18 protein-coding genes are annotated in these 21,579 nt (G+C 48.6%); 7 read left to right on the top strand and 11 right to left on the bottom strand.

Features of this window, described 5'->3' with window-relative positions; all coding sequences use genetic code 11:
* Positions 1-91: 91 nt before the first annotated feature.
* The 6 genes from AS151_RS19185 to AS151_RS19165 all read right to left on the bottom strand — a co-directional run bounded on the left by AS151_RS19185 (position 92) and on the right by AS151_RS19165 (position 6,291).
* Positions 92-799: a cyanoexosortase B system-associated protein gene (locus AS151_RS19185; RefSeq protein ID WP_071518678.1), complete on the bottom strand. Its 708-nt coding sequence runs from the start codon at positions 797-799 to the stop codon at positions 92-94.
* A gap of 30 nt (positions 800-829) precedes the next feature.
* Positions 830-1,711 carry a cyanoexosortase B gene (crtB, locus tag AS151_RS19180; RefSeq protein ID WP_071518690.1) on the bottom strand — a complete coding sequence of 294 codons (882 nt, stop codon included), beginning with the start codon at positions 1,709-1,711 and terminating at the stop codon, positions 830-832.
* Positions 1,712-1,987: 276 nt separating this feature from the next.
* The gene (locus AS151_RS19175) at positions 1,988-3,196 is read right to left on the bottom strand and encodes a DegT/DnrJ/EryC1/StrS aminotransferase family protein (protein WP_071518677.1); all 1,209 of its coding nucleotides are present in this window, start codon (positions 3,194-3,196) and stop codon (positions 1,988-1,990) included.
* Positions 3,197-3,259: 63 nt separating this feature from the next.
* Entirely contained in the window at positions 3,260-3,397 is a 138-nt protein-coding gene (locus AS151_RS22310) for a hypothetical protein (protein WP_170861456.1), read from the bottom strand.
* Entirely contained in the window at positions 3,367-4,434 is a 1,068-nt protein-coding gene (locus AS151_RS19170) for a trypsin-like serine protease (protein WP_071518676.1), read from the bottom strand. The genes AS151_RS22310 and AS151_RS19170 overlap by 31 nt, the downstream gene beginning before the upstream one ends.
* Before the next feature lie 1,152 nt (positions 4,435-5,586).
* On the bottom strand, positions 5,587-6,291 hold the full coding sequence (locus AS151_RS19165) for a DUF3318 domain-containing protein (protein WP_071518675.1): 705 nt from the start codon (positions 6,289-6,291) through the stop codon (positions 5,587-5,589).
* 353 nt (positions 6,292-6,644) lie between these two features.
* Between AS151_RS19165 and AS151_RS19155 the strand changes: the two genes are divergently transcribed.
* Positions 6,645-7,586 (top strand): UDP-glucuronic acid decarboxylase family protein, encoded by a 942-nt coding sequence (locus AS151_RS19155; protein WP_071518673.1) that lies wholly within the window; start codon positions 6,645-6,647, stop codon positions 7,584-7,586.
* A gap of 209 nt (positions 7,587-7,795) precedes the next feature.
* Positions 7,796-9,193, top strand: a complete 1,398-nt coding sequence (locus tag AS151_RS19150; RefSeq protein WP_071518672.1) for a UDP-glucose/GDP-mannose dehydrogenase family protein — start codon at positions 7,796-7,798, stop codon at positions 9,191-9,193.
* A gap of 91 nt (positions 9,194-9,284) precedes the next feature.
* On the opposite strand, the gene chrA is transcribed toward AS151_RS19150, so the two are convergent.
* Positions 9,285-10,469 (bottom strand): chromate efflux transporter, encoded by a 1,185-nt coding sequence (gene chrA, locus AS151_RS19145; RefSeq protein ID WP_071518671.1) that lies wholly within the window; start codon positions 10,467-10,469, stop codon positions 9,285-9,287.
* A gap of 488 nt (positions 10,470-10,957) precedes the next feature.
* On the opposite strand from chrA, the gene guaA reads away from it, so the two are divergent.
* Positions 10,958-12,565: a glutamine-hydrolyzing GMP synthase gene (gene guaA / locus AS151_RS19140; protein WP_071518689.1), complete on the top strand. Its 1,608-nt coding sequence runs from the start codon at positions 10,958-10,960 to the stop codon at positions 12,563-12,565.
* 98 nt (positions 12,566-12,663) lie between these two features.
* Here guaA and trxB read toward each other — a convergent pair whose 3' ends face one another.
* Positions 12,664-14,034, bottom strand: a complete 1,371-nt coding sequence (trxB, locus tag AS151_RS19135; protein WP_071518670.1) for a thioredoxin-disulfide reductase — start codon at positions 14,032-14,034, stop codon at positions 12,664-12,666.
* A 347-nt stretch (positions 14,035-14,381) separates the two neighbouring features.
* Positions 14,382-14,816 (bottom strand): zinc ribbon domain-containing protein, encoded by a 435-nt coding sequence (locus tag AS151_RS23275; protein ID WP_071518669.1) that lies wholly within the window; start codon positions 14,814-14,816, stop codon positions 14,382-14,384.
* On the opposite strand from AS151_RS23275, the gene AS151_RS19125 reads away from it, so the two are divergent.
* Positions 14,815-16,818 (top strand): NAD-binding protein, encoded by a 2,004-nt coding sequence (locus AS151_RS19125; protein ID WP_071518668.1) that lies wholly within the window; start codon positions 14,815-14,817, stop codon positions 16,816-16,818. The two genes, AS151_RS23275 and AS151_RS19125, sit on opposite strands and share 2 nt — an antisense overlap.
* 22 nt (positions 16,819-16,840) lie before the next feature.
* On the opposite strand, the gene AS151_RS19120 is transcribed toward AS151_RS19125, so the two are convergent.
* The gene (locus AS151_RS19120) at positions 16,841-17,317 is read right to left on the bottom strand and encodes a YggT family protein (protein WP_084639769.1); all 477 of its coding nucleotides are present in this window, start codon (positions 17,315-17,317) and stop codon (positions 16,841-16,843) included.
* Between the two features lie 79 nt (positions 17,318-17,396).
* The gene (locus AS151_RS19115) at positions 17,397-17,939 is read right to left on the bottom strand and encodes a peroxiredoxin (RefSeq protein ID WP_071518687.1); all 543 of its coding nucleotides are present in this window, start codon (positions 17,937-17,939) and stop codon (positions 17,397-17,399) included.
* Positions 17,940-18,207: 268 nt separating this feature from the next.
* Between AS151_RS19115 and AS151_RS19110 the strand changes: the two genes are divergently transcribed.
* The 3 genes from AS151_RS19110 (at position 18,208) to AS151_RS19100 (ending at position 21,513) form a co-directional block, all read left to right on the top strand.
* Positions 18,208-19,464 (top strand): S-layer homology domain-containing protein, encoded by a 1,257-nt coding sequence (locus AS151_RS19110; protein ID WP_170861455.1) that lies wholly within the window; start codon positions 18,208-18,210, stop codon positions 19,462-19,464.
* A 75-nt stretch (positions 19,465-19,539) separates the two neighbouring features.
* Positions 19,540-20,370: a 4-hydroxy-tetrahydrodipicolinate reductase gene (dapB, locus tag AS151_RS19105; RefSeq protein ID WP_071518667.1), complete on the top strand. Its 831-nt coding sequence runs from the start codon at positions 19,540-19,542 to the stop codon at positions 20,368-20,370.
* Positions 20,371-20,841: 471 nt separating this feature from the next.
* Entirely contained in the window at positions 20,842-21,513 is a 672-nt protein-coding gene (locus tag AS151_RS19100; protein ID WP_071518666.1) for an OmpW family protein, read from the top strand.
* Positions 21,514-21,579 lie beyond the last annotated feature (66 nt).

Genomic DNA, 21,579 nt, shown 5'->3' with positions numbered 1-21,579 from the left:
TTGACGGCGGCTAAAGCCGCACGGGTCGCTTTTCATCCCTGCTTTAAAAGGTCAGGGCTTTCAAGCTCCCGATTCACGCCGTAACTTTTTGTTAAGGCTTCCCAGCGAAGACTTGTTCCTGCAAAGCTGTTTGTACGGTTTGCGCCAGTTCTTTGACCTCGGTGGTATAGTTTTCGAGATCGTCGAGGGGTTCGATGGGAACCATGAGGCTAACCGCCACCCATCCGACGCGATCGCCTTGTAACTGCGCCTGGCGATCGCGCCAAAACCACTGGCTGGGACTGGCATGGCCGCCACCGTTAGCAAAGGCATACCACTGTGCGATCGCAAAGGTTTCCGCCGGTTGCCAAGCGCGATAATACCTAGCATGGACGGTTGGCGCAGATACGTCAAACTGTAGCGACTGGCGGGAATCGGTTTTCCACTGCTGCCATCCATCCACATCGGTCCATTCCACCTGGGGTTGGTCTTTGGCATCGACTTGGGGTCGCAGCAGCAGGTAGGCGGTTTGGTCTCGGTCGTTGGCTTGCATTTGTTGAAAGATCCACTTGCGGCCTCCCATTTGTACGGGATTGGCATCTACGGTTTCCCATCCCGGCAGATCGATTCCCGTTTCCCTTAGCTGCCGCAGTCGATCGATGTTATCTACCGGTATGGGATCGTCCGACCACAGCCACCGACCGCGGAGGTAAGTAGGAACCACGCCGATGGCTGCGATCGCGATGAGGAAGACAAACAATCCCAATTGGGTAGATTTGTATTTTCGTAGCCTCTGGAAGAATTTCAAAAAAGAAGACATAGCCGTTGGCGGGACCCTTGCATCCCCATTTTAGGATTGGTTGTCGGTTGGATGGGGAATTTTCTGGTCCAGTTGTAGCAAACAAACCACCAACACCCCGAGAACGGCAGCCAAATATAAGTCACCTCCCAAACCTTCGTGGAACAGGTGGAACAGGCGGTCCATTTGATTGCCGTACAGAAACGTCAAAATGGTATTGCGCAAAATATTTCCCACCACGCTAACAACCACGGCTGTGGCAGCAAACGCAACCATTTTCCAACGCGATCGCCAGGCTTTGGTTAAATACATCAGCATCAAAGCTACGTAGATACTGGTTAACAAACTTTTCAACCCGGCGCAGTGGGGGGCCACCTCCACAATTCTACCGCCGACAAACAAATAAATTTCCCGTACCGTTACATCAATGGCAAATTGGTCGAGGATAAAAGCAGCCACACCGGCGATAAAACTTTGCAACGGTTGAATGTAAGGCGCAATCAAATAAGGCAGGTCGTTGGGAGTTGCCAGCCACACAAATAACAGTGGAAAAGCTTGCAAGCGCAACCCTGGGATGCCTTTCCACCACAGACAAATGCCAGTTAATACCAGAGGAAAAGAAAAATTCAGCAAGTTGGGGGTTCCGGCGAGGTACAAAATCCCCCCCAATACCAACAAAATAACACCCCAAGGATGGGTGCGCTCGCTTAGGCGACGCCATTGGTGTCGTTGCTGCCAAACAATATAAGCTGCAAACGGCAAGCCAATGACCCCGTGGCTGAAATATTCGTGTTCGATACTAATGGTTTTGTTAACCCAACCATCGTACCAATGAACGAGCAGGGGAAGATACAGAACTGCTAATACAAACAAAATCCCCATTTCTAAGGGATAGCGCGAGGTATTTTGCAGAAGTTGGCGCTGGGTTTGCATGGCTTCACTGGATTTTTCAGACATGTTTGTAGAGATAGAGACACTTCGCAAAGTGCCTCTTTTAGTTTAGACAATCCCAAAAAACCTGGCTGGGGAATCCTCCCCCCTTTATGTATATTTTTTTGAATTGTTTTTGGCGAACAATAAAGTGCTTTTTTGGGAAATCTTCAAAAATGCACCCTTTTCCCAATCCTACCATTGGTCAGCGGTCGGGGGATATCCCATTCTGTCGCATCCAGTTTTAGGTTTCGGTTTAAAGACCCTTCCCCAATTTTTTCACGAACGACGCAGCGTGGATGGGGTAGTTTGCCAAACTTGGGAATAGCTGTGGCTTGGCGAGATTTTCGGTAAAATAGCCGCTTCAATGGCGCGAACCACTTGCTGGATTTGTTCTTTTTGCAAGCCGGGATACATGGGTAACGATAACACTTGCGCCGATAGCATTTCCGCGTGGGGAAAATCTCCCTCTTGATAGCCGAGATAACGATAGGCAGGTTGTAGGTGGCAGGGAATAGGATAGTGAATGCCGGTTTGAATGCCGCTATCGGCGAGGGTTTGCTGTAAAGTATCGCGATCGCAAGGGGAATCGGGGGTAACTCGAATCACGTACAAGTGATATGCGTGACCGGTGTGGCTTTGGTTGTGTAGGGGAATGATGCCAAAATCTTGCAGCGGTTGCAGGAAAGTATCGTACTGTTTGGCGGCGGTATTGCGCGTTTCGTTCCAAGCGGGAAGGTGGCGTAGTTTGGTGTTCAACACTGCAGCTTGCAAGCTATCCAGGCGGCTGTTGGTCCCCACTTCGGTATGCAAATATTTCTGCGGCGCGCCGTAGTTGCGTAAGGTTTTGGCCTTTTGCGCGATCGCGGCATCGTTGGTGACAATCGCGCCACCATCGCCAAATCCCCCTAAATTCTTGCTGGGGTAAAAACTAAAGGCAGCAGCCATTCCCACAGATCCGGCGGTATAGCCTTCTCGCCGCGCCAGATGTGCTTGCGCTGCATCTTCTACAATGAGGAGATTGTAGGTGGTGGCAAAGTCCAGCAACTGCTGCGGCGATACCATTTGACCGTATAGATGAACGGGAATGATGGCGCGGGTTCTGCCTGTGACGGCTTGGTTGGCGGCTTCTAGGTCGATTAACGCGGTTTCCGGATCGCAATCCACCAAAACCGGTACGGCTTTTGCTTTCACAACCCCCATGAGGGTGGCGATAAAGGTATTGGCGGGGAGAATCACTTCATCGCCGGCTTGGATGCCACAGGCTTGTAAGGCAATGGCGATTGCATCGGTACCGCAACCGACACCAACGCCGTATTTCACGCCACAGGCGGCGGCAAAGTCGGCTTCAAAATCGCGGACGGCTTGACCCAATACAAAATCTCCCCGTTGCAAAACCTGCTGCATGGCTTGCGCCAATTCCCCTTCGATGGGTTGGTGGCACAAGTTGAGGTTGACAAAGGGAACGGTTACCTGGGAATTATTCATGATTTGTCATCGTGGGTGACGGTAAACGGAAAAAATAGAAAAATATATTGTTTCCTTCTTCTGTTATGGGTCATATACGGTGTTTTTGAGGAGGCAAGCCGATAAAGTTTTCTTAAAGTTGGCGCGATCGGGGATAAAAATTTGGCGATCGCACTGGGAAGCATTTGCTGCTATCCGCCAGATGCCGGCGATTTGCGCCACATCCAAGCAATTCCCACGGCCAGCAAACCGACCCATGGGGTGGGTTCTGGAATATCGGCGCGATTGTCTCCTTTGTCAGGGGGGTCGCGGTCGATGAGGTCTTCGGATGACCCCACAACGCTATCGATCCAGTCGGTATAGGCAGAAACGAGGATGCCGCCGCTGCCACTGCCAAAGGTTCCCGGTTCTGATGCGGAACTTCCAGAAAAGGTAAAGGTGTTTACCCCCGCCAACCACAGGGAACCGTTGCTGTCTAGGAAACTGGGTCCGCCGGAATCTCCGGGTCCGATAATGGCTTCGCGATCGCTGCCTAGGGAAGGACCGCCTAGAAAACCACTTGCCGGTGTCGGTCCGTCAAAATCCATATAAAAAACTTCTCGGGAACCGCTGCCTTCGTCGTCTAGCCGGAAGGAATCGGCGTTGTTTTCCCCTATGCGTTTGGTGGTCAAGCTGGCATTGGTGGTATAGCCATTTTCCCCATCTCCTGACCTTCCGTATCCCGCCAACGCCAGGGTGGTTCCTGCGGCAATGGGGTCGCGCCACAATTGATAAATTGGCGTTTCTTCGGGAAGGGAACCCTTGAGACCGACAATCGCCAAATCGTCGTTAAAAGTGGGATTGCCAAAGCCGGTAAAGTCTTCGTGAATCCACAAATTACTGGCAGTAAAAGTATGGGATTTACGGCTGCCGAGATTTAAATGAAATTGGACTTCATCGTTGGTATGGTCAGCAGTGCCATTTTGGTTGCTATCCAAACAATGAGCAGCCGTCAAAATATGAGAAGAACCAATCGCGGTTCCGGTACAAAGGTAATTATTATCCAGCAACAAACTGCCTACGCCACCAAAGCGAGAATCGGTGGTGTTGGGATCGACGCGATCGCTGGGGGAATCGGCAGCTACGACTGCTGGCATGTATTCTACGTCGCTGTTGGTGAGGGTTCCGGCGATCGCTGGCGAAGGAAAAGAATTGCCAATGGCTATTCCCACCATGCCACTGGCTGTGAGGAAAGCCAGGAAATCATTTTGTGCGCTCATACCCGACGACTCCTAGATTGCTATTACCAATATTTTTCTGGCAGATTGATGGAGATAGATGCTGTTGGTTGGCAAGATTTTGTCGATTGCAAATACAACTGCTGACAGCCAAAAGGTCTGCTGCTACCAAGGGGGGTCAGGCAAAAAACTAGCAACAATGAAATTAACCTGCAAAACAGCGATCGCCAAGCCAAATTCTGTTTCTATTTTTATCCCTTGAGACAAGCTTTTGAGTTGCTTTTGCTAGCGTTCGAGCGAATTTTCCCCATGCCAACGATGCTATGACCAGATCGATAGGCTCAATAAAAAATTTTTGAATTTCATGGTTGCTGGGCGATTTTATGGGAAAATTTTGCGTATGACATCATTTTCTAATGTAGCAAATCAATTTTTTGTTGATAACCTGAAAATTACTGATTTTTCCGGGTCGTTTTGTATATGGAAACTGGAAACTTCCGTAATAATTCTGAGAACCCGATACCGTTGGTATCGGCACTATGGTTCGATGGCTTTCTTAAAAGTGTGCAATAAATAATCGGGAGTTATTGTCGGAGCGCAGCGCGCGAGCGCCCCTACGAGGGCAATTAGAAAATCCCAGGAAATCATTGTTTTTTAGAAATAGGAGGCCATGGACGGTAAAAGCGATCGCCCTTCCTATCCATAAAATGCTGCAATACATAGAAATCATAAAAATTTCTATAAAAGGGAATTCAAACAAAAACAAATTATCTATTTTTATGAGAGAGCGGGAATATGATTTCTCTTGCAAGCGTGGTTGGAGAAACAAACGCGATCGCTCTATTGCATACCATTTCTAAAAAACAATAATACTTTCCTAGAATTTCTCAATTTCCCTGGTAGGGATTTCATACCAAATCCGTACTGGCAAAACCCGATCGCGCCAGCGGGGAATCCCCCCCTGTTTCCCTCTTGTAAAGGGAGACGGTTCGGTTTATGTTTGTGGTTTAGCAATATCAGATTTCGTATCACGGGTTGCCCTCTGACAAAAACACCCCAATTATCTGTTGCAGGTTTTAAAAAAAATGGGATCGGAAATGGTAGGGAGATTTGCGATTCAACCAAAAAGTAAGGGAGAAGCCATCTAGAATCGCTTAACAGGTGGCTTCTCCCCAAATCAAAGATCGGATATCGTTAGTTTGCCTGTCTGGTTTGGCTTCTGGTTTCTGGCGTATAAATTGCTTCCGATTGTTCGCTATCACCAGACTCTTGGGGTGCTTTCTTCGTACGCGCCTTGGCTTTAGAAGCACTGCGTTTGAGTGCTTTCAGACGCGCTTCGTAGGCACGACGCTGCCGTTTTTTCGGTGTTTGTTCCACCAACAGCTTCAGCGCACTTCCCAAGCTTTTGTAGGCCCCTGGCAGGGAATAATTAAACCGACGGGTGGCAATTTCGATGGCTTTTTCATCGGCATCGATGGCTTCCACCAATCGTTTTTCGCTGTTATTTTGCCGATACAGGCGATAGCCAGCCACCCCACACAGGGAAAGCGCCAGCAACAGTAGCAAGCCATCTTGGACCCACAATTCGCCGACGGCCCCTCCTAAGCCAATGGCGAGAGCAGCCATTTCCCATCCTTCCTTAGGAACGGTATCGTTCTGGATGCGGGCCACCTCATGCCAAAACAGCAAGTTACGCTGGTCAATGGCAAACTGTTCCCATTTCACCAAGTCAATTTGGATTTCCACTTGGTCTTTACCGATTTCCTCGCTGCGAATCACCGGCGGATTCACTTCTGCCGTCTTTTCTACAGTTACCCAACTTTGTAATTCCGGCGGCAGCAGTCCTTTCAGCCGGCGAAGTTCGTTCATTTCTGATTTTGTGGTTGCAAACGATGTCATGTACCCAACCCCAGCAAACTGGCAACAAGATGCAAAATATTGCTTTGTAGCATATCGCTTTTTCTATGAAAACAGATACCGGTGCATTTTTGCCGTGGGGACATTTTTGGTAACAGCTGCTTGGTGGCAGCTAAAATTGTCCCGAACGAATCTCCATCCTTGAAAACGAAGGAATTAACGATGATAAAGTATACCGTTTGATAGGAAGATTCCAGATTATAGTAGAGGTTGACACCGCAATTGGCTAGCTGTCGCTGGTTGCGCAGCATGCCACTGCAGCTGGCGTCGCCTCCACTTTATACTGTTGATTCCGATTCTATTGTAACTTTGCCCGCTGGGGAGATTGCCAAATTATGAAAATTCTAGTGACTGGTGGTGCTGGCTTTATTGGTTCCCATCTGGTCGATCGCCTGATGGATGCCGGCCACGAAGTGCTGTGTTTGGATAATTTCTACACAGGAGATAAACGCAATTTAAGCCGGTGGCTAAACAATCCCTATTTTGAACTCATCCGCCACGATATTACCGAACCCATTCGTTTGGAAGTGGACCAAATTTATCACCTGGCTTGTCCGGCTTCTCCGGTACACTACCAGTTCAATCCGGTAAAAACCGTAAAAACCAGCGTGTTGGGAACGCTGAACATGCTGGGTCTGGCCAAGCGAATTAAAGCCAGGATTTTGCTGGCATCGACTTCGGAAATTTACGGAGACCCGCAAGTACATCCCCAATCGGAGGACTACCGCGGCAATGTGAATCCTATTGGATTGCGCAGTTGCTACGACGAGTCCAAACGGATAGCGGAGACGCTGTGTTTTGACTACCACCGGCAGAACCATGTGGATATTCGCGTGGTGCGGATTTTTAATACTTACGGTCCGCGCATGTTGGAAAACGACGGTCGGGTGGTGAGCAATTTTATTTACCAGGCGTTGCAAAATCGTGCTTTAACAGTATACGGAGATGGTTCGCAAACCCGGAGTTTCTGCTATGTTTCCGATTTGGTGGAAGGGTTGATCCGGATGATGAACAACGATTACGTCGGTCCGGTAAATCTGGGGAATCCTGGCGAGTACACGATTTTGCAGCTGGCACAAACGATTCGGGATAAGGTGAACCCCGATGTGGAAATTGAGTTTAAGCCACTGCCTTCTGACGATCCGCGTCAGCGCCAACCGGATATTACCCGCGCGAAAAGGTATTTGGATTGGGAACCGCAGGTAGGATTGGTGGAAGGGTTGAAATTAACTATCGATGACTTTCGCGATCGCCTGTCTGAAGGGGTTCTGTCTTAGCCATACGGTCGATTGACTTTAGCAGGGGTGCTGCAATAACGGTCCGCTAGCGAAATAAATTTACGAACAATTTACGAAACAGATGCGGACAAACGGCTACTGGGTGAGCTATACCTGAGTCGATCGATGTTTCGATCTGTTGGTTTTTTCCAGAGAATTTTTTGAGATTTGTCGCAATTTTTTTGGTCATGCAATAAGGAGCCATCGTCATGCGTGTTTGTGTAATCGGTACTGGTTATGTCGGCTTGGTAACGGGAACTTGCTTGGCACACGTGGGACACGAAGTTGTTTGTGTGGACAACAATGAAGAAAAAGTCAAGATGATGCAAAGCGGACAATCGCCGATTTTTGAACCGGGATTGTCGGAAATGATGCAAAAATCGGCCCAAGAGGGTCGTTTGAGTTTTACCTCCGATTTAGGTGCTGGGGTGGACCACGGCGATGTTCTGTTTATTGCTGTGGGTACGCCGGCGTTGCCTAGCGGCGAAAGCGATACTCGCTACGTGGAGGCGGTGGCCAAAGGGATTGGTTCCCACCTCGATCGCGGTTATAAGGTGATTGTGAACAAATCTACTGTACCGATTGGTTCTGGCGACTGGGTACGGATGATCGTTCTCGATGGCATTGCCGAACGCCAGCAGGCTTTGGTTGGTGCTGGTAACGTTTCTTCTGGCGATCGCGTGGCTTCTGAAATTGGGGTAGAATTTGATGTGGTCAGCAATCCCGAGTTTCTCCGGGAAGGGTCGGCGGTATACGATACGTTCAATCCCGATCGCATTGTTCTCGGCAGCAACAGCAGTCGCGCTTTGGAGGTGATGACCCAACTGTACGAACCGATTGTCAAGCGCGTTCAAGCTGAAGATCCGTCGTTATCACCAGTGCCGGTGCTAACGACGGATTTGAGTTCGGCGGAAATGATTAAATATGCTGCGAATGCCTTTTTGGCGACGAAAATCAGCTTTATCAACGAAGTGGCGAATATTTGCGATCGCGTTGGCGCGGATGTGGTGGAAGTAGCCAAAGGCATGGGTCTTGATTCCCGTATTGGCCATAAGTTCTTGCAAGCTGGTATTGGCTGGGGTGGGTCTTGCTTCCCCAAAGATGTGTCGGCGTTGGTGCACACAGCGGATGACTACGGCTACGATGCGAGCTTGCTCAAGTCAGCCATTTCGGTCAACCACCACCAACGCCAAATTGCTATTGAGAAACTCCAGAAGGAATTAAAAATTCTCAAAGGCAAAACCATCGGTTTGTTGGGTCTGACGTTCAAACCCGATACCGACGATATGCGCGATGCACCTTCTTTGATTCTCATCGAACAGCTTAACCGTTTGGGTGCTAAGGTCAAAGCCTACGACCCCATTGTTTCGCAAACGGGTGTCGGTCAAGGTTTGTCTGGGGTAATTGTGGAAACGGACCCGGAACGGTTGGCGGATAGTTGCGATGCTTTGGTTTTGGTCACGGATTGGCAGCAGTTCCAGAAGTTAGATTTTGCCAAAATGGCGTTGCTGATGACTCATCCGGTGATTATTGACGGTCGCAATTTCCTCAACCGGGAAACGATGCAACAGGCTGGTTTCCGCTACGTTGGTGTCGGTCGTTCTTGATGGCTGTTTGACGAACGTTAGGCAATTTCGGCGAACTAGAGGCGCTGCGCGCAGCGCCTCTCCCCATGGCATAAGCTATAGAAGCAGCAAGTTATGCTGGCAGGAATTGCTGGCCGATATAGCCGACGATGGCACCTCCCAACACCAGCCAGGCGGCGTTGGTGCGGTAGCGAACTACTAAAAAGCCAGCGATCGCGGTAATGGCAATTGCCAGAAAATCCCAAGGATCGAATAAGGTGGTGACAGCCAGGCGTGCGGTTACCACTGCCATTAAGCTGACGGCACTCACGTTAATGGCATCCAAAAACGCACTCATGGTTGCTGACGATCGCATACGCGGAATTTGCGGGTTGAGCAGCAACACAAACAAAAAAGAAGGGGTAAAAATTCCCAATGTGGCGACCATGGCACCCGGCCAGCCGGAAACCAGGTAGCCAATAAACGTAGAAGTGGACAAAACCGGACCGGGGGTAAACTGACCGATCGCGATCGCATCGAGCAATTGTTGCTGGGTCAACCAACCGAATCCTTCCACTAATTCTCCTTCCAAAAATGCAACTAAGACATAACCGCTGCCAAATAGAATGCAGCCTACTTTTAAAAAGAATACTCCTAACTGCCATAAAGGAGCGCTGGTCGTGGCTTCGGCGGCTGCTGACCCAGCCATAGCCAACAACGGCAACCAAAACCCATTTTTATCGCCATCTCTGGGAAACCGCCAAGACAGCAACGAGTCCCGTCGCAGCCACAGCATTCCCAAAAAGCCGCCCAATAACAGAGCCACGGCTGCGTTGATGGGGAATACAAGTAAAATAATGGCAACCAGAATCCATAGAACAAATAGCTCGCGGCTTTTAACTGCTTTTTTTCCCAACCGCCACAAAGCGCCAAAAATGACAGCAATCACCGCCGGTTTGATGCCGTACAGTAAAGGAGCAATTTGCGGAATTTGTCCGAAAGCTACGTAAACCCACGCCAAAACTCCAGTAATTACAATTGCTGGCAAGAGAAAGCAAACTCCTGCCACCAGCAGTCCTGGCAAGCCGCCGTAGGTGTAGCCTACGTGAATGGCCATTTCCGTGGAGTTGGGACCGGGAATCAAATTGGTGGCCCCTACCAAATCTAAAAAATGCGATCGCGAAATCCATTGGCGTCGGTTAACCACCTCATCTTCCATCATGGCAATATGCGCCGCCGGTCCGCCAAAGCCAATGACCCCTAATTTAAAAAAAACTTGGGCGAGTTCCCTCAGTTTGTTTTGAGCAATAGAATTCATAAGATAAATTTATCTCATTTCCGTAGATAACAAAAGTTATTTTCTAGCAAGCCTAGCTAATGGTGGTTAATGTTTGGTTATCCCCATCTAAGCAGAGGGGAAAAAGGAGAAGAGGATAGAGTCGTTTCCTTCTGGAGACCAAAATGTTTCATAGGGGTGGTGAAAGTTCCTGAAATTCTGCGATTCGCCATTTTTTCTTGGGAACAGAGTTTTCGAGAATAGGAAATTGGCAAAATCCCATCCCAGCCTGGGATACAAGGTTTGGTAAAGGTGAGAAGGAAACGACCCTGGAGAAGATGGGAAAAACAGGGGAAATCCCTCTGTGTCAATTGTCCAAAATATGCTAATTTAGGAAGAATATATCTATAAATTCCGTTGGCAAGATTTGCCCGTAGCGATTGCCAGAGGGCAGCCGAAATTATTTTTCCTACATTTTTTCTTTCCTTCTTGCCAATTTCGTCGAAATCACAAGCATTTGGAAAATAGCCGTGACTCCACAAACCGCGCCAGCTCAAAGTACCCAACCAGTAGGAGATGTTAACCGGCAAACCATCGTTATTTTAGACTTCGGTTCGCAATACTCCCAACTTATTGCCCGTCGTATCCGCGAAACTCAGGTCTACTCCGAAATTCTCTCCTACCGCACCAGTGCCGAACAGCTGCGGAAACTCCAACCCAAGGGGATTATTATCTCTGGCGGTCCCAACTCCGTTTACGACTCTGGCGTTCCCCACTGCGACCCAGAAATTTGGCATTTGGGGGTGCCAGTGTTGGGGATTTGCTATGGCATGCATTTGATGGTGCAGCAGTTGGGGGGAGAAGTCAAACGCGCCGAAAGAGCGGAATACGGCAAATCTTCGCTAACCATTGACGATCCCACCGATTTGCTCACCAATGTGGAAGATGGGTCTATCATGTGGATGAGCCACGGGGATTCGGTGGTGCGTTTGCCGGAAGGGTTTGATATTTTGGCCCATACGCAAAATACACCCTGTGCCGCGATCGCCGATCACCAAAGTAAAATTTACGGGGTACAATTTCACCCAGAGGTGGTGCATTCGGAAGGCGGCATTGCCCTAATTCGCAATTTCGTCTACCACATTTGCAACTGCGAACCCACTTGGACCACAGAAACCTTTGTGGAAGAGGCAGTCCGAGAAATTCGCGGTCAGGTAGGCGACAAGCGGGTTTTGCTGGCCCTTTCCGGCGGCGTAGACTCATCTACTTTGGCTTTTCTGCTACACAAAGCCATTGGCGACCAACTGGTGTGCATGTTCATCGACCAAGGGTTCATGCGCAAAAATGAACCGGAACGGTTGGTGAAGCTATTTCGAGACCAATTCCACATTCCGGTCAGCTATGTAGATGCTAGAGAACGCTTTCTCCAAGCTGTAGAAGGGGTGGTAGACCCAGAAGAAAAACGCCGCCTCATTGGTCACGAGTTTATTAAAGTCTTTGAGGAAGAGTCCACGCGCTTGGGACCATTTGACTATTTGGCCCAAGGAACCCTCTATCCTGATGTGATCGAATCTGCCAATACCAACATCGACCCCCAAACTGGGGAACGAGTTGCGGTCAAAATCAAAAGCCACCACAACGTTGGCGGCTTACCCAGCAATTTGCGGTTTAAGCTGGTGGAACCCTTACGGCGTTTGTTCAAAGACGAAGTGCGGGAAGTGGCGCGCAATGTTGGTTTACCCGATGAAATTGTCAACCGCCATCCGTTCCCAGGACCGGGATTGGCGATTCGCATTATTGGGGAAATTACCGAAGAACGGTTGGAAATCCTGCGAGATGCCGATTTTATCCTACGTCAGGAAATCAATCGCCAGCAACTGTACCATCACTTCTGGCAGGCTTTTGCTGTTTTGCTACCGCTTCGTAGTGTCGGTGTCATGGGAGACCAACGCACCTATGCCTATCCGGTTGTGTTAAGAATTATTACGAGCGAAGACGGCATGACGGCGGATTGGGCGCGGGTTCCCTATGATTTTCTAGAGACAGTTTCCAATCGGATTGTCAACGAAGTGCGTGGGGTCAATCGCGTGGCGTACGATGTGACTTCCAAACCACCGGCTACGATTGAGTGGGAATAACGCTGCTGCCGTGTTTTTGGATAGAGGGGAAGTTTCCCCTCTTTGCTTCTACCAGGAGGAAAAACGAACAACGTATGTTGACATCCAATTTGGCAGAGTTAGACATTATTAACGATGAGTTCTCGATACTGGCTTTTGGGTTTGACGCCTTTCATTTCTGCCAGTAGCTTTTTGTTTTTAAAGAACTGGACGGTTGGTGTTCCCGTGACACCAGCGCCTTCAGCAATATTGGGTTCGGCGTCGATATCGATTTCTACGCAGTACATTTGACCGTTGAATTCTTTGATGACTTTGTCGAGGATGGGTTTGAGGGTGTGGCAAGGACCGCAGGTGGGGGCAACGTAGCGGACCATAATTAAGCGATCGCTATCGTGATACAATTTGCGAATGGCATAGCTTCCCCGGTGGAAAGTCACGTTGGGGTCAAATGTTTCTTCGGTATCCGCAGCTGATTTTTCTGATTCTTCGTAGCTGGGAGTTTCCATTTGTTCGCTACTTTGGTGGAACTCCTGCGCCAAGCCTTTTTCCGTCAGCCAGCGCTCTGCTAACATGGCACCCATACAACCAGACCCGGCAGCGGTAACCGCCTGGCGAAATACGTAGTCTTGCACGTCGCCAACGGCATAAACGCCTTCAATATTGGTTTCCACATGATTGCGGGTAATAACATACCCCTTCTCATCCAATTCTATCTGTCCTTGGAACAATTGGGTATTGGGCGTATGACCAATGGCGTAGAACAATCCCTGCGCAGCAATTTCCCTTTGTTCGCCAGTTTGGTTATTTTTTACCTTCACCCCTTCCATTTGTTTGCCTTCCGTACCAAATACATCCACAGCTTCGGTGTTCCAGTGGACGGTAATTTTGGGATGATTTAAGACTCGGTCTTGCATAGCTTTGCTGGCACGCATTTGGTCGCGACGAACCAGCAAATGAACGTGAGAACCGTATTTGGTGAGATAAACGGATTCCTCTGCTGCCGTATCGCCGCCACCAATCACCACGAGTTCTGCATTTTTGAAGATAGGACTGGCACCGTCGCAGATGGCACAGGCGGAGATGCCTTGGTTCCAGAATTTGTCTTCGCTGGGAAGGTGCAAGCGTTTGGCATTGGCACCGGTGGCGATAATGATGCTGTGTGCTTTGATTTCCCGTTCTTGGGAACGTATGGTAAAAGGACGCTGCTGCAAATCCACGTAGGTTACGTCTTCGGTGACCAATTCTGCACCCCAACGGACTGCCTGTGCTTTCATTCTCTCCATGAGTTGCGGACCGGTAATGCCGTCGGGAAAGCCGGGATAGTTCTCCACTTCGGTGGTGGTCATTAGCTGACCCCCTGGCAATCCACCGGTTTGGTATCCTTCAAAGACAAAGGGTTTTAGGTTGGCGCGCGCTGCGTACAAGGCAGCGGTGAATCCGGCTGGACCGGAACCGATGATGACCAGGTTTTCTACTTGGGGACTTGCCATATCGCTCCCAACTCATAACGACTTCGCTTTGCTCTATTATAACGATCTTGGTGATAGAATGAGCGTGCTATCTGTTTCTCGATCGCCGAGCAAATTGCATTTTTATGGTTGGGGGTTGTTATTGATTTTGGGTGGCACTAGGGGAATGGGTCAATCACCAAATTTGTCCTGCTCCTATTATTTTCTCAGTTCTGCGAGCGATCGCTTCATGATTTTTATAACAAATATTCTCTACTGACAATCTTCTGCTACACCGATCCCAAAGGATCCATTGTAGGATGGAGGGCTAATTTCATGACTCATTTTGGTGTTATCTGTCCGAAGTGACATACTCCAGACAGCGACCGCTACGCGGTACGCTGCTGCTTTCTCCTCCCTTTAGAGGGATTCGCGTTTTTTAGTGAGGCGATGTCCCACCCCACTTTCTTCATTAAAATTCCTGAGTTTACATCCCTTTGGAATTCCATACCGCAATGAGGATAACTGTGCCAACGGTCAGATAACTCTTTCGGAACTCGGTTGAGACAGTTAGAGCGATGCTGAGAGGTTCCTTTTGGATTTACCTTAATGATTTGCTTACCAGCTTTTTCGGCCGAGCAGGTGGTGTTCAGCGTGCAGTAGATATGATTGAAAAGGCGATATCCACAGGCAAACGAGTTGTAGATTAAGGGATTTCTATAGTATAACTCCAGAAAAGGAGAAGGAGGCGAAACCATGTTTTCTCTCTGGTGAAATTTTCTGGTTTCATTCGATTGATTCTGTGCACCAACAGAGATTCTCATGAGTGTTAATTTTGTTTTCAAACCGGATTTATTTTTGGTATGTGGCTTGGGAAGTTTGGGACAACATTCGATCGCCACGTTAAAGCAATTTGGTGTTTTGGTGCATGCCATCAATGACTTTTATCCCCAACATTGGGAAACCGATGTTTTGCCGGATTTGTTTGTTGAGGGGGATTTTCGCTACCAGCAGGTACTGGAAAAAGCAAAAATTCGCCAATGTCGGGCGGTTTTGCTGGTGAGTAGTAATGAAAATATTAATTTGGATGCGGCGTTTGCGGCTAGGTTGCTCAATCCCGATATTCGGATTGTGATTCGTTCCAATAAGTTGAATTTAAATCAATTGCTGACGACTCATTTGGGGAATTTTGTGGCTTTTGACCCGGCGAGTTTGTCGGCGGATGCGTTTGCTTTGTCGGCGCTGGGAGAGACGACGTTGGGATGTTTTTCTTTGGATGGCAAACTTATGCGGGTGGTGAAGGAAACGATTTCATGGGATAGCCACTGGCGCGATCGCACGTTGGTGGATTTTAAAAACCGCTACCGCCGGGTTATTGCTCATTTGCGCAGCGATCGCTTGGTAAAGTTTCACCAATGGCAACCGGAGGAACCAGTAAAGCCTGGTGATGAGGTGATTTATATAGAAACTTTTCTGATGTCAAATGAGGAAAGTTCTCCGACAATGCCCAGTTCGCGATCGGGTTTTTCTATTTTTTCTAAATATAATTGGTCTTTTCTAAAACAAGGGGTGCAGGATTTTTGGTTTGCCGAACACCGTCGTTTGCGGCGAGTCGCCATGGTTTCTTCGATCGCGGTGGCTGCTCTCTTGCTGTTGGGAACCATATTATTCCTATGGACCTATCCCAATAGCAGCTTGCGGGATGCTGTCAATGCCACCATTGGCTTGTTGCTGGGGGGATATCCTGATGTGGTGGGTGGGGTGGAAGCCGATCCACAAATTCCCAGTTGGCTGTTGCTTTTTAGTCTGGGACTGACGGTGGCAGGCACGGCATTTGTGGGTGTCTTATATGCGTTGCTGACGGAACGGCTGTTGAGCGCTCGCTTTCAGTTTACCATTAAACGTCCGCCAGTTCCTGCGGAAGACCACGTGGTGTTGTATGGGTTGGGTAGGACGGGACGCAGCATCGTAACTTGGTTGCAAAAGTTCGGACAGCCGGTGGTCGCGATCGCACCTACGGGATTGGCACCGGAAATTTTACCGGAATTGCCAGTAGTTACGGGAGATATGGCTTCTTGTTTGGAAGCGGCGAATTGGTCCACCGCACGCAGCATGATTTTGGCTACCGATGATGAAATGCAGAATCTGGAGTTGGGGTTACTGGCTCATACAAAGAATGTAGAGGCGGGGTTGGTGATTCGTACGTTCAACCAGCGATTTAGCGATAATTTAGCCCAATTATTACCCTATGCTCACGTTCTCTGCGCCCATGCTTTGGCAGCGGAAGCTTTTGCTGGGGCAGCTTTTGGGGAAAATATTGCGGGATTGTTCCGTCTGTACGGGGAAACGGTTTTGGTAACGGAATATTGTGTTGAGTCGGGGGATACCTTGCATGGGTTAATGCTGGCACAGGTGGCGTATGGCTACGAAGTGATGCCGCTTTTGCACCAAAATCCGGGCGGTCAGGCGAAATTTTTGCCTTCCGACGATCTACAATTGGCTATTGGCGATCGCTTGGTGGTGTTAGCTACTACAGAAGGATTGCGCCGGATTGAAAAAGGAGAACGCGGCCAACCGACTTATGGGATGGTGGTGGATAGGGCAATGACGGCAGAAGCAGTATTTGAAGGTGCCAATGCGATCGCGCGGATTGTGGGTTGCGATATTGGCAAAGCTAGGGATTTTATGGTATCCTTACCTGTATATCTTCCCCATCCTCTATATTTTCACCAAGCCAAACGCTTGCTGCGACATCTCACACGCAATCGTGTGGATGCTCGTGTGGTGCCTTTTGCTCAAATTGCCAATGGCCAGCTAAGGCAATAAGTTTCCAAGTAGCTGCATGGTTTCAATCTGGGGGCATCCATATAACGTAAATTAACCGAACCACCAACCAAGTAACCAATGCGTAGGCACCAATGGCAATCAAAGCGTTAATTTCAAATATGTTGTTTTCCCCAAAAGTAGGATTTTGAAATAAATTGTTAAAAGGAGCGACAAATGGTTGGGATAGTTTGTAAATAAATATAGCGAACTGGTTTTGGGGATTGGCACCAAACAAACGCAGAAAGATGCGTAAGGACAGCAAAATGCCCAGCGCACCGGCTAAATAATATATAAACTGTACGGCTTTGTTAACGGCAGCTTCCCGTTGTGCTAGTTCTATCCGACGTTCTTCTTGGTAGAGCTGCCATTGTTCGGAAGGTTGGGAGCGCTTGAGATGTTGCTCGTGGGAACCAGAACCCAGGTGGGTTTGGGATTCTTGCCGTTGGGTACGTTCTGGATCTGGCTGTTGTTGGTTTTGGCGATCGCGCTGTTCACTCATAAGATGATTGTACTATAGAAGGTTACCAGCCATCAGCCCCACCGGCCAACAGCTGGTAACCAGAGGCTAGAAGAAGTTTCTATTTCTTAGCCGATTTTAGATAATTGAGAACGGTATCGGCATCAGAAACTTCATAGGGGTCTTGGGGATAGTTATCGGAGAAACCAGGTTCGATAAACATTTTTTCGATTTCCCCGTCGTTAACCACCATGGCATAGCGCCAGGAACGCAAACCAAAGCCTAGGTTTTCTTTTTCCACCAACATACCCATTTGTCGGGTAAAGTCAGCATTGCCATCGGGAAGCATGAAGACTTTTTGCACCCCTTGCTGTTTGGCCCATTGGAACATCACAAAAGCATCGTTTACAGACAGGCAAATCACCTCGTCGATGCCTTGCGCGCGAATTTCGTCGTACAGTTCCTCAAAGCGAGGCAAGTGGTTGGAAGAACAGGTTGGCGTGAAGGCACCGGGTAGTGCGAAAACAACTACACGCTTGCCACCGAAAATGTCTTGGGTGGTTTTGTCTTCCCAGCGGAAGGGATTATCTCCACCGATGGATTCGTCTCTGACGCGGGTTTTAAAGGTAACGTTGGGAACGTGAGTTCTAGTAGCTTCAGCCATAGTTTCTCCGATTGTTTGCGATTGCAACAACATTTGTATAGGGGCTGGCGTGGCCCCTTCGGTGGTTATTGTATCTCAATTTGTTGCACTTTGTAGTCATAATGATTTCGTTTAAGCAAAAAATTAAGTAGCGATCGCGTTGCCAACAAACAGTAGCTGTTTTCGCTATCGTAGTATGGTAGGGGTGGATATTTTCAAGCACCATTACGATCAACAATTGCGATCGCCAATGTTATTGTACCGACGTCCTGGAATTCTAAGTATAGCTATGGCCGGTTTGCTGCTGCTGGCCACCTCCTGTGCCAATAGCGAAGCAGGACGTTCTGTGGAAGAATCGTTACAACCAGACCCGCGTTTGCTGTCAGATCAACAAGGTCAGACCCAAAACGCCTCGCCAGCATCGCCAACCCTGCCGGCAGAGTTTCCCCCATCCATTCCCATTTATCCCGACAGCCAACTGCAAGAGGTCAAATCTCAAGGAGAATCCAGTTGGCTGACCCAATGGAAAGCAGCAAACACATCCCGCCAGGAAATTTTGCAATACTACCAACAACAGCTGCAAGATAGCGGCTGGCAATTGCAAACACAAACCACCAACCAACCATCGCAAATTGTCGCACAACGGGATAGCCTGCAACTTACGGTATCGTTGCGATCGCTCTCTGGCAACCAGCGACTATCTTCCCAAGCCGCCACCACCTTCACCCTGGAAACCTCCCAACCATCAGAAATCTCCGAAACACCAACCGCGACACCTTCTCCCGCCAGCCAAATCACGCCTACTCCCGAAACCACATCTACCCCATCGCCAACCCCATCGCCATCACCCACTTCCTCACCAACCTTCTCCGATTTAGAACCAGCGCCAGAAGAAATTCGCAGTTACATCCGCGACTTGGCGAAATTAGGCATTTTGGAACCAGCCACCGAAACCGGTGAATTTCAACCCAACCAACCTATCACCCGACGAACATTTGCCCGCTGGTTGTTTTTAGCCCATAATAAAATTTATGCCCAACAACCGGGTCAGCGTTTGCGCCAAGGAGTGAAATCCTCACAACCCGTCTTTGGTGACGTACCCACCAGCGATCGAGATTTTGCGCCAATTCAAGGTTTAGCCGAAGCTGGCATTATTCCCTATCCGCAAACCGGCGAAGACAGCCAAACCCAATTCAACCCCGACCAACCTTTAACTCGTTCCCAGTTGTTGCGTTGGAAAGTACCGTTGGATGTTCGCAAATCCCTGCCAGCGGCTTCTGTGGATGCCGTCAAGGAAAAATGGGGATTTCAAGATGCGCAGAAAATTAACTCCGAAACCATGCGTGCCTTGCTTGCCGATTATAAAAATGGCGATTTGTCCAACGTTCGCCGTGCCTTTGGCTATACGCGACTGTTTCAACCCAGCAAACCAGTGACCCGCGCCGAGGCAGCCGCTGCTTTGTGGTACTTTGGTTCTCAAGGGGAGGGATTGTCGGCAAAGAATGTTTTGGAAATGAACTCGTCTGGTACTAGCCATAGCGGGTAGGGGGTTTCCTTCGACCCAGACACGCCAATCCCTTAGAATATCCATACGTAGCAATAGATGTAATAGGTTAAAAACATGCAGCAGCGTCAATCTCCCATTCCCGTTATTGTAAACGGTGCCGCCGGCAAAATGGGTCGCGAAGTGGTAAAAGCAGTTTCCCAAGCCGAAGACATGACCCTGTTCGGTGCTATTGACAAAAATCCGCAATACATGGGGCAAGATGTCGGCGAAGTGGCTAGCTGTGGTGCTTTGGAGGTTCCCATTCTCGACGATTTGCAGGGAACCATGGTCATGGCTGTACAGGAAAAACAGCCGGGGGTGATGGTGGATTTTACCCATCCCGATAGCATTTACGATAACATCCGCACCGCGATCGCGTATGGCATTCGACCCGTAGTAGGAACCACCGGCTTAACCGCCAAACAACTCGACGAACTGGCGGATTTTGCCGAAAAAGCCAGCATGGGTGCGTTGATTGTTCCCAATTTTTCCATTGGCATGGTCTTACTGCAACAAGCCGCCATTCGCGCATCTCAATATTTCGAGAACGTAGAAATCATCGAACTCCATCACAATCAAAAGGCAGATGCCCCCAGCGGTACGGCGATTAAAACCGCTCAAATGCTGGCAGAGCTGGGCAAAACTTACAATCCTCCCCAAGTAGAGGAAAGTGAGAACATGGCCGGTGCCAGGGGAGCGAAAGCACCGGAAAATATTCCCATTCACAGCATTCGTCTGCCGGGATTGCTGGCTCACCAGGAAGTTATTTTTGGTGGTCCCGGACAAACGTATACGTTGCGTCACGACACCATCGATCGTGCCTCATTCATGCCTGGGGTTTTGCTTGCCGTACGTAAAGTTTTGGAACTAAAAACTTTGGTGTATGGTTTAGAAAAAATCCTGTAATTAGAGGATTAGGGTGGGTATGCCCACCCTAGGGTCTATGATATGCTTTATTCTGTTTTAAATTTTGATAACATTAAGTCGAAGTAAGTATCAATAATGCCATCCCTTGTGGAAGTTCGGAAAAGACCGATCTCTCATTATCTCTATAGCATGGTTCTAGAGGGTAGGAGTGAGGAGTAAGTAGCGCATCCAGGTGAATACCGTTTCCTTAAAATATGCAATAAATAATTGGGATATTTTGGTAGGGGTGCAACGCGTGAGTAGGGGCGCAACGCGTGAGTAGGGGCGCAACGCGTGAGCGCCCCTACCAGGGCAATTGGCAAATTCCATACAATTGTTGTTTTTCAGAAATAGGATCGAGCCCTTCATTTTATCGATCTAATAACTAAAAGCAATCAAAAATGGATTGACTATAACAAAAAAGTATATTTACAATTGAACCCAACATAAAGAAAACCAGTTATTCGAGTTATGCAAAAAAAACAAATTGCCCTCGCCGGCACGACTTTTTTGGCGTTGTTCCTGGGAATTTTTCCAGCTTCCCCAGGTGTCGCTCAAGAGTTCAAACCGAAAGAAGCTGGAGATATTTTAATTCGATTGCGGGGAATTGGTGTTATACCCGATGAGGATAGCGATTTAACATCAAACGATATTGACATTTCTGGGGAAGCCAGGGTTGATGACGATTACGTTCCGGAGTTAGATATTAGTTATTTTTTCACAGATAATTTAGCTGTTGAACTTATCCTAGCCACAACTCGTCACGACGTAGAAGCTATTGACACGCCTTTAGGAGATGCTGACTTGGGAGAAGTGCAACTTTTACCGCCAACGCTCACATTACAATACCACTTTCTCTCCCAAGAGCGATTTAGTCCCTATGTGGGAACCGGTGTGAATTACACGATATTCTTCGATGAAGAAGACGGCGATGCCACAAACATTGAATACGACGATAGATTTGCTTTTGCTCTTCAAATAGGAGCTGACTACGCTATTGTTGGTAATTGGTCGCTAAATTTTGATGTCAAAAAGATATTTTTAGATACTGAGGTAGATGTTTCAGTTGGAGGAACTGATGTGGATGCGGATGTAGGCATCGATCCTTGGATTTTCAGTATTGGTGTAGGGTATCGTTTTTAACACCAATTCAATTTCATTGGCTCGAAGGAAGCATACCCTCTTGAAAAGAGAAAAGGTTTTTGTAGG

The sequence above is a fragment of the Geitlerinema sp. PCC 9228 genome, assembly GCF_001870905.1.
Classification (GTDB): domain Bacteria; phylum Cyanobacteriota; class Cyanobacteriia; order Cyanobacteriales; family PCC-9228; genus PCC-9228.
This window is presented reverse-complemented; position numbering and strand designations above follow the sequence as displayed.

What these genes read in the sequence shown, in the direction of transcription:
- AS151_RS19185 (WP_071518678.1), bottom strand. Translation starts at nt 799, where the DNA reads ATGTCTTCTTTTTTGAAATTCTTCCAGAGGCTACGAAAATACAAATCT.
- AS151_RS23275 (WP_071518669.1), bottom strand. Translation starts at nt 14,816, where the DNA reads ATGAGAATCTCTGTTGGTGCACAGAATCAATCGAATGAAACCAGAAAA.
- AS151_RS19115 (WP_071518687.1), bottom strand. Translation starts at nt 17,939, where the DNA reads ATGGCTGAAGCTACTAGAACTCACGTTCCCAACGTTACCTTTAAAACC.
- trxB (WP_071518670.1), bottom strand. Translation starts at nt 14,034, where the DNA reads ATGGCAAGTCCCCAAGTAGAAAACCTGGTCATCATCGGTTCCGGTCCA.
- crtB (WP_071518690.1), bottom strand. Translation starts at nt 1,711, where the DNA reads ATGCAAACCCAGCGCCAACTTCTGCAAAATACCTCGCGCTATCCCTTA.
- AS151_RS19155 (WP_071518673.1), top strand. Translation starts at nt 6,645, where the DNA reads ATGAAAATTCTAGTGACTGGTGGTGCTGGCTTTATTGGTTCCCATCTG.
- AS151_RS19170 (WP_071518676.1), bottom strand. Translation starts at nt 4,434, where the DNA reads ATGAGCGCACAAAATGATTTCCTGGCTTTCCTCACAGCCAGTGGCATG.
- AS151_RS19165 (WP_071518675.1), bottom strand. Translation starts at nt 6,291, where the DNA reads ATGACATCGTTTGCAACCACAAAATCAGAAATGAACGAACTTCGCCGG.
- AS151_RS19100 (WP_071518666.1), top strand. Translation starts at nt 20,842, where the DNA reads ATGCAAAAAAAACAAATTGCCCTCGCCGGCACGACTTTTTTGGCGTTG.
- AS151_RS19125 (WP_071518668.1), top strand. Translation starts at nt 14,815, where the DNA reads ATGAGTGTTAATTTTGTTTTCAAACCGGATTTATTTTTGGTATGTGGC.
- chrA (WP_071518671.1), bottom strand. Translation starts at nt 10,469, where the DNA reads ATGAATTCTATTGCTCAAAACAAACTGAGGGAACTCGCCCAAGTTTTT.
- AS151_RS19150 (WP_071518672.1), top strand. Translation starts at nt 7,796, where the DNA reads ATGCGTGTTTGTGTAATCGGTACTGGTTATGTCGGCTTGGTAACGGGA.
- AS151_RS19175 (WP_071518677.1), bottom strand. Translation starts at nt 3,196, where the DNA reads ATGAATAATTCCCAGGTAACCGTTCCCTTTGTCAACCTCAACTTGTGC.
- dapB (WP_071518667.1), top strand. Translation starts at nt 19,540, where the DNA reads ATGCAGCAGCGTCAATCTCCCATTCCCGTTATTGTAAACGGTGCCGCC.
- AS151_RS19110 (WP_170861455.1), top strand. Translation starts at nt 18,208, where the DNA reads ATGGCCGGTTTGCTGCTGCTGGCCACCTCCTGTGCCAATAGCGAAGCA.
- AS151_RS19120 (WP_084639769.1), bottom strand. Translation starts at nt 17,317, where the DNA reads ATGAGTGAACAGCGCGATCGCCAAAACCAACAACAGCCAGATCCAGAA.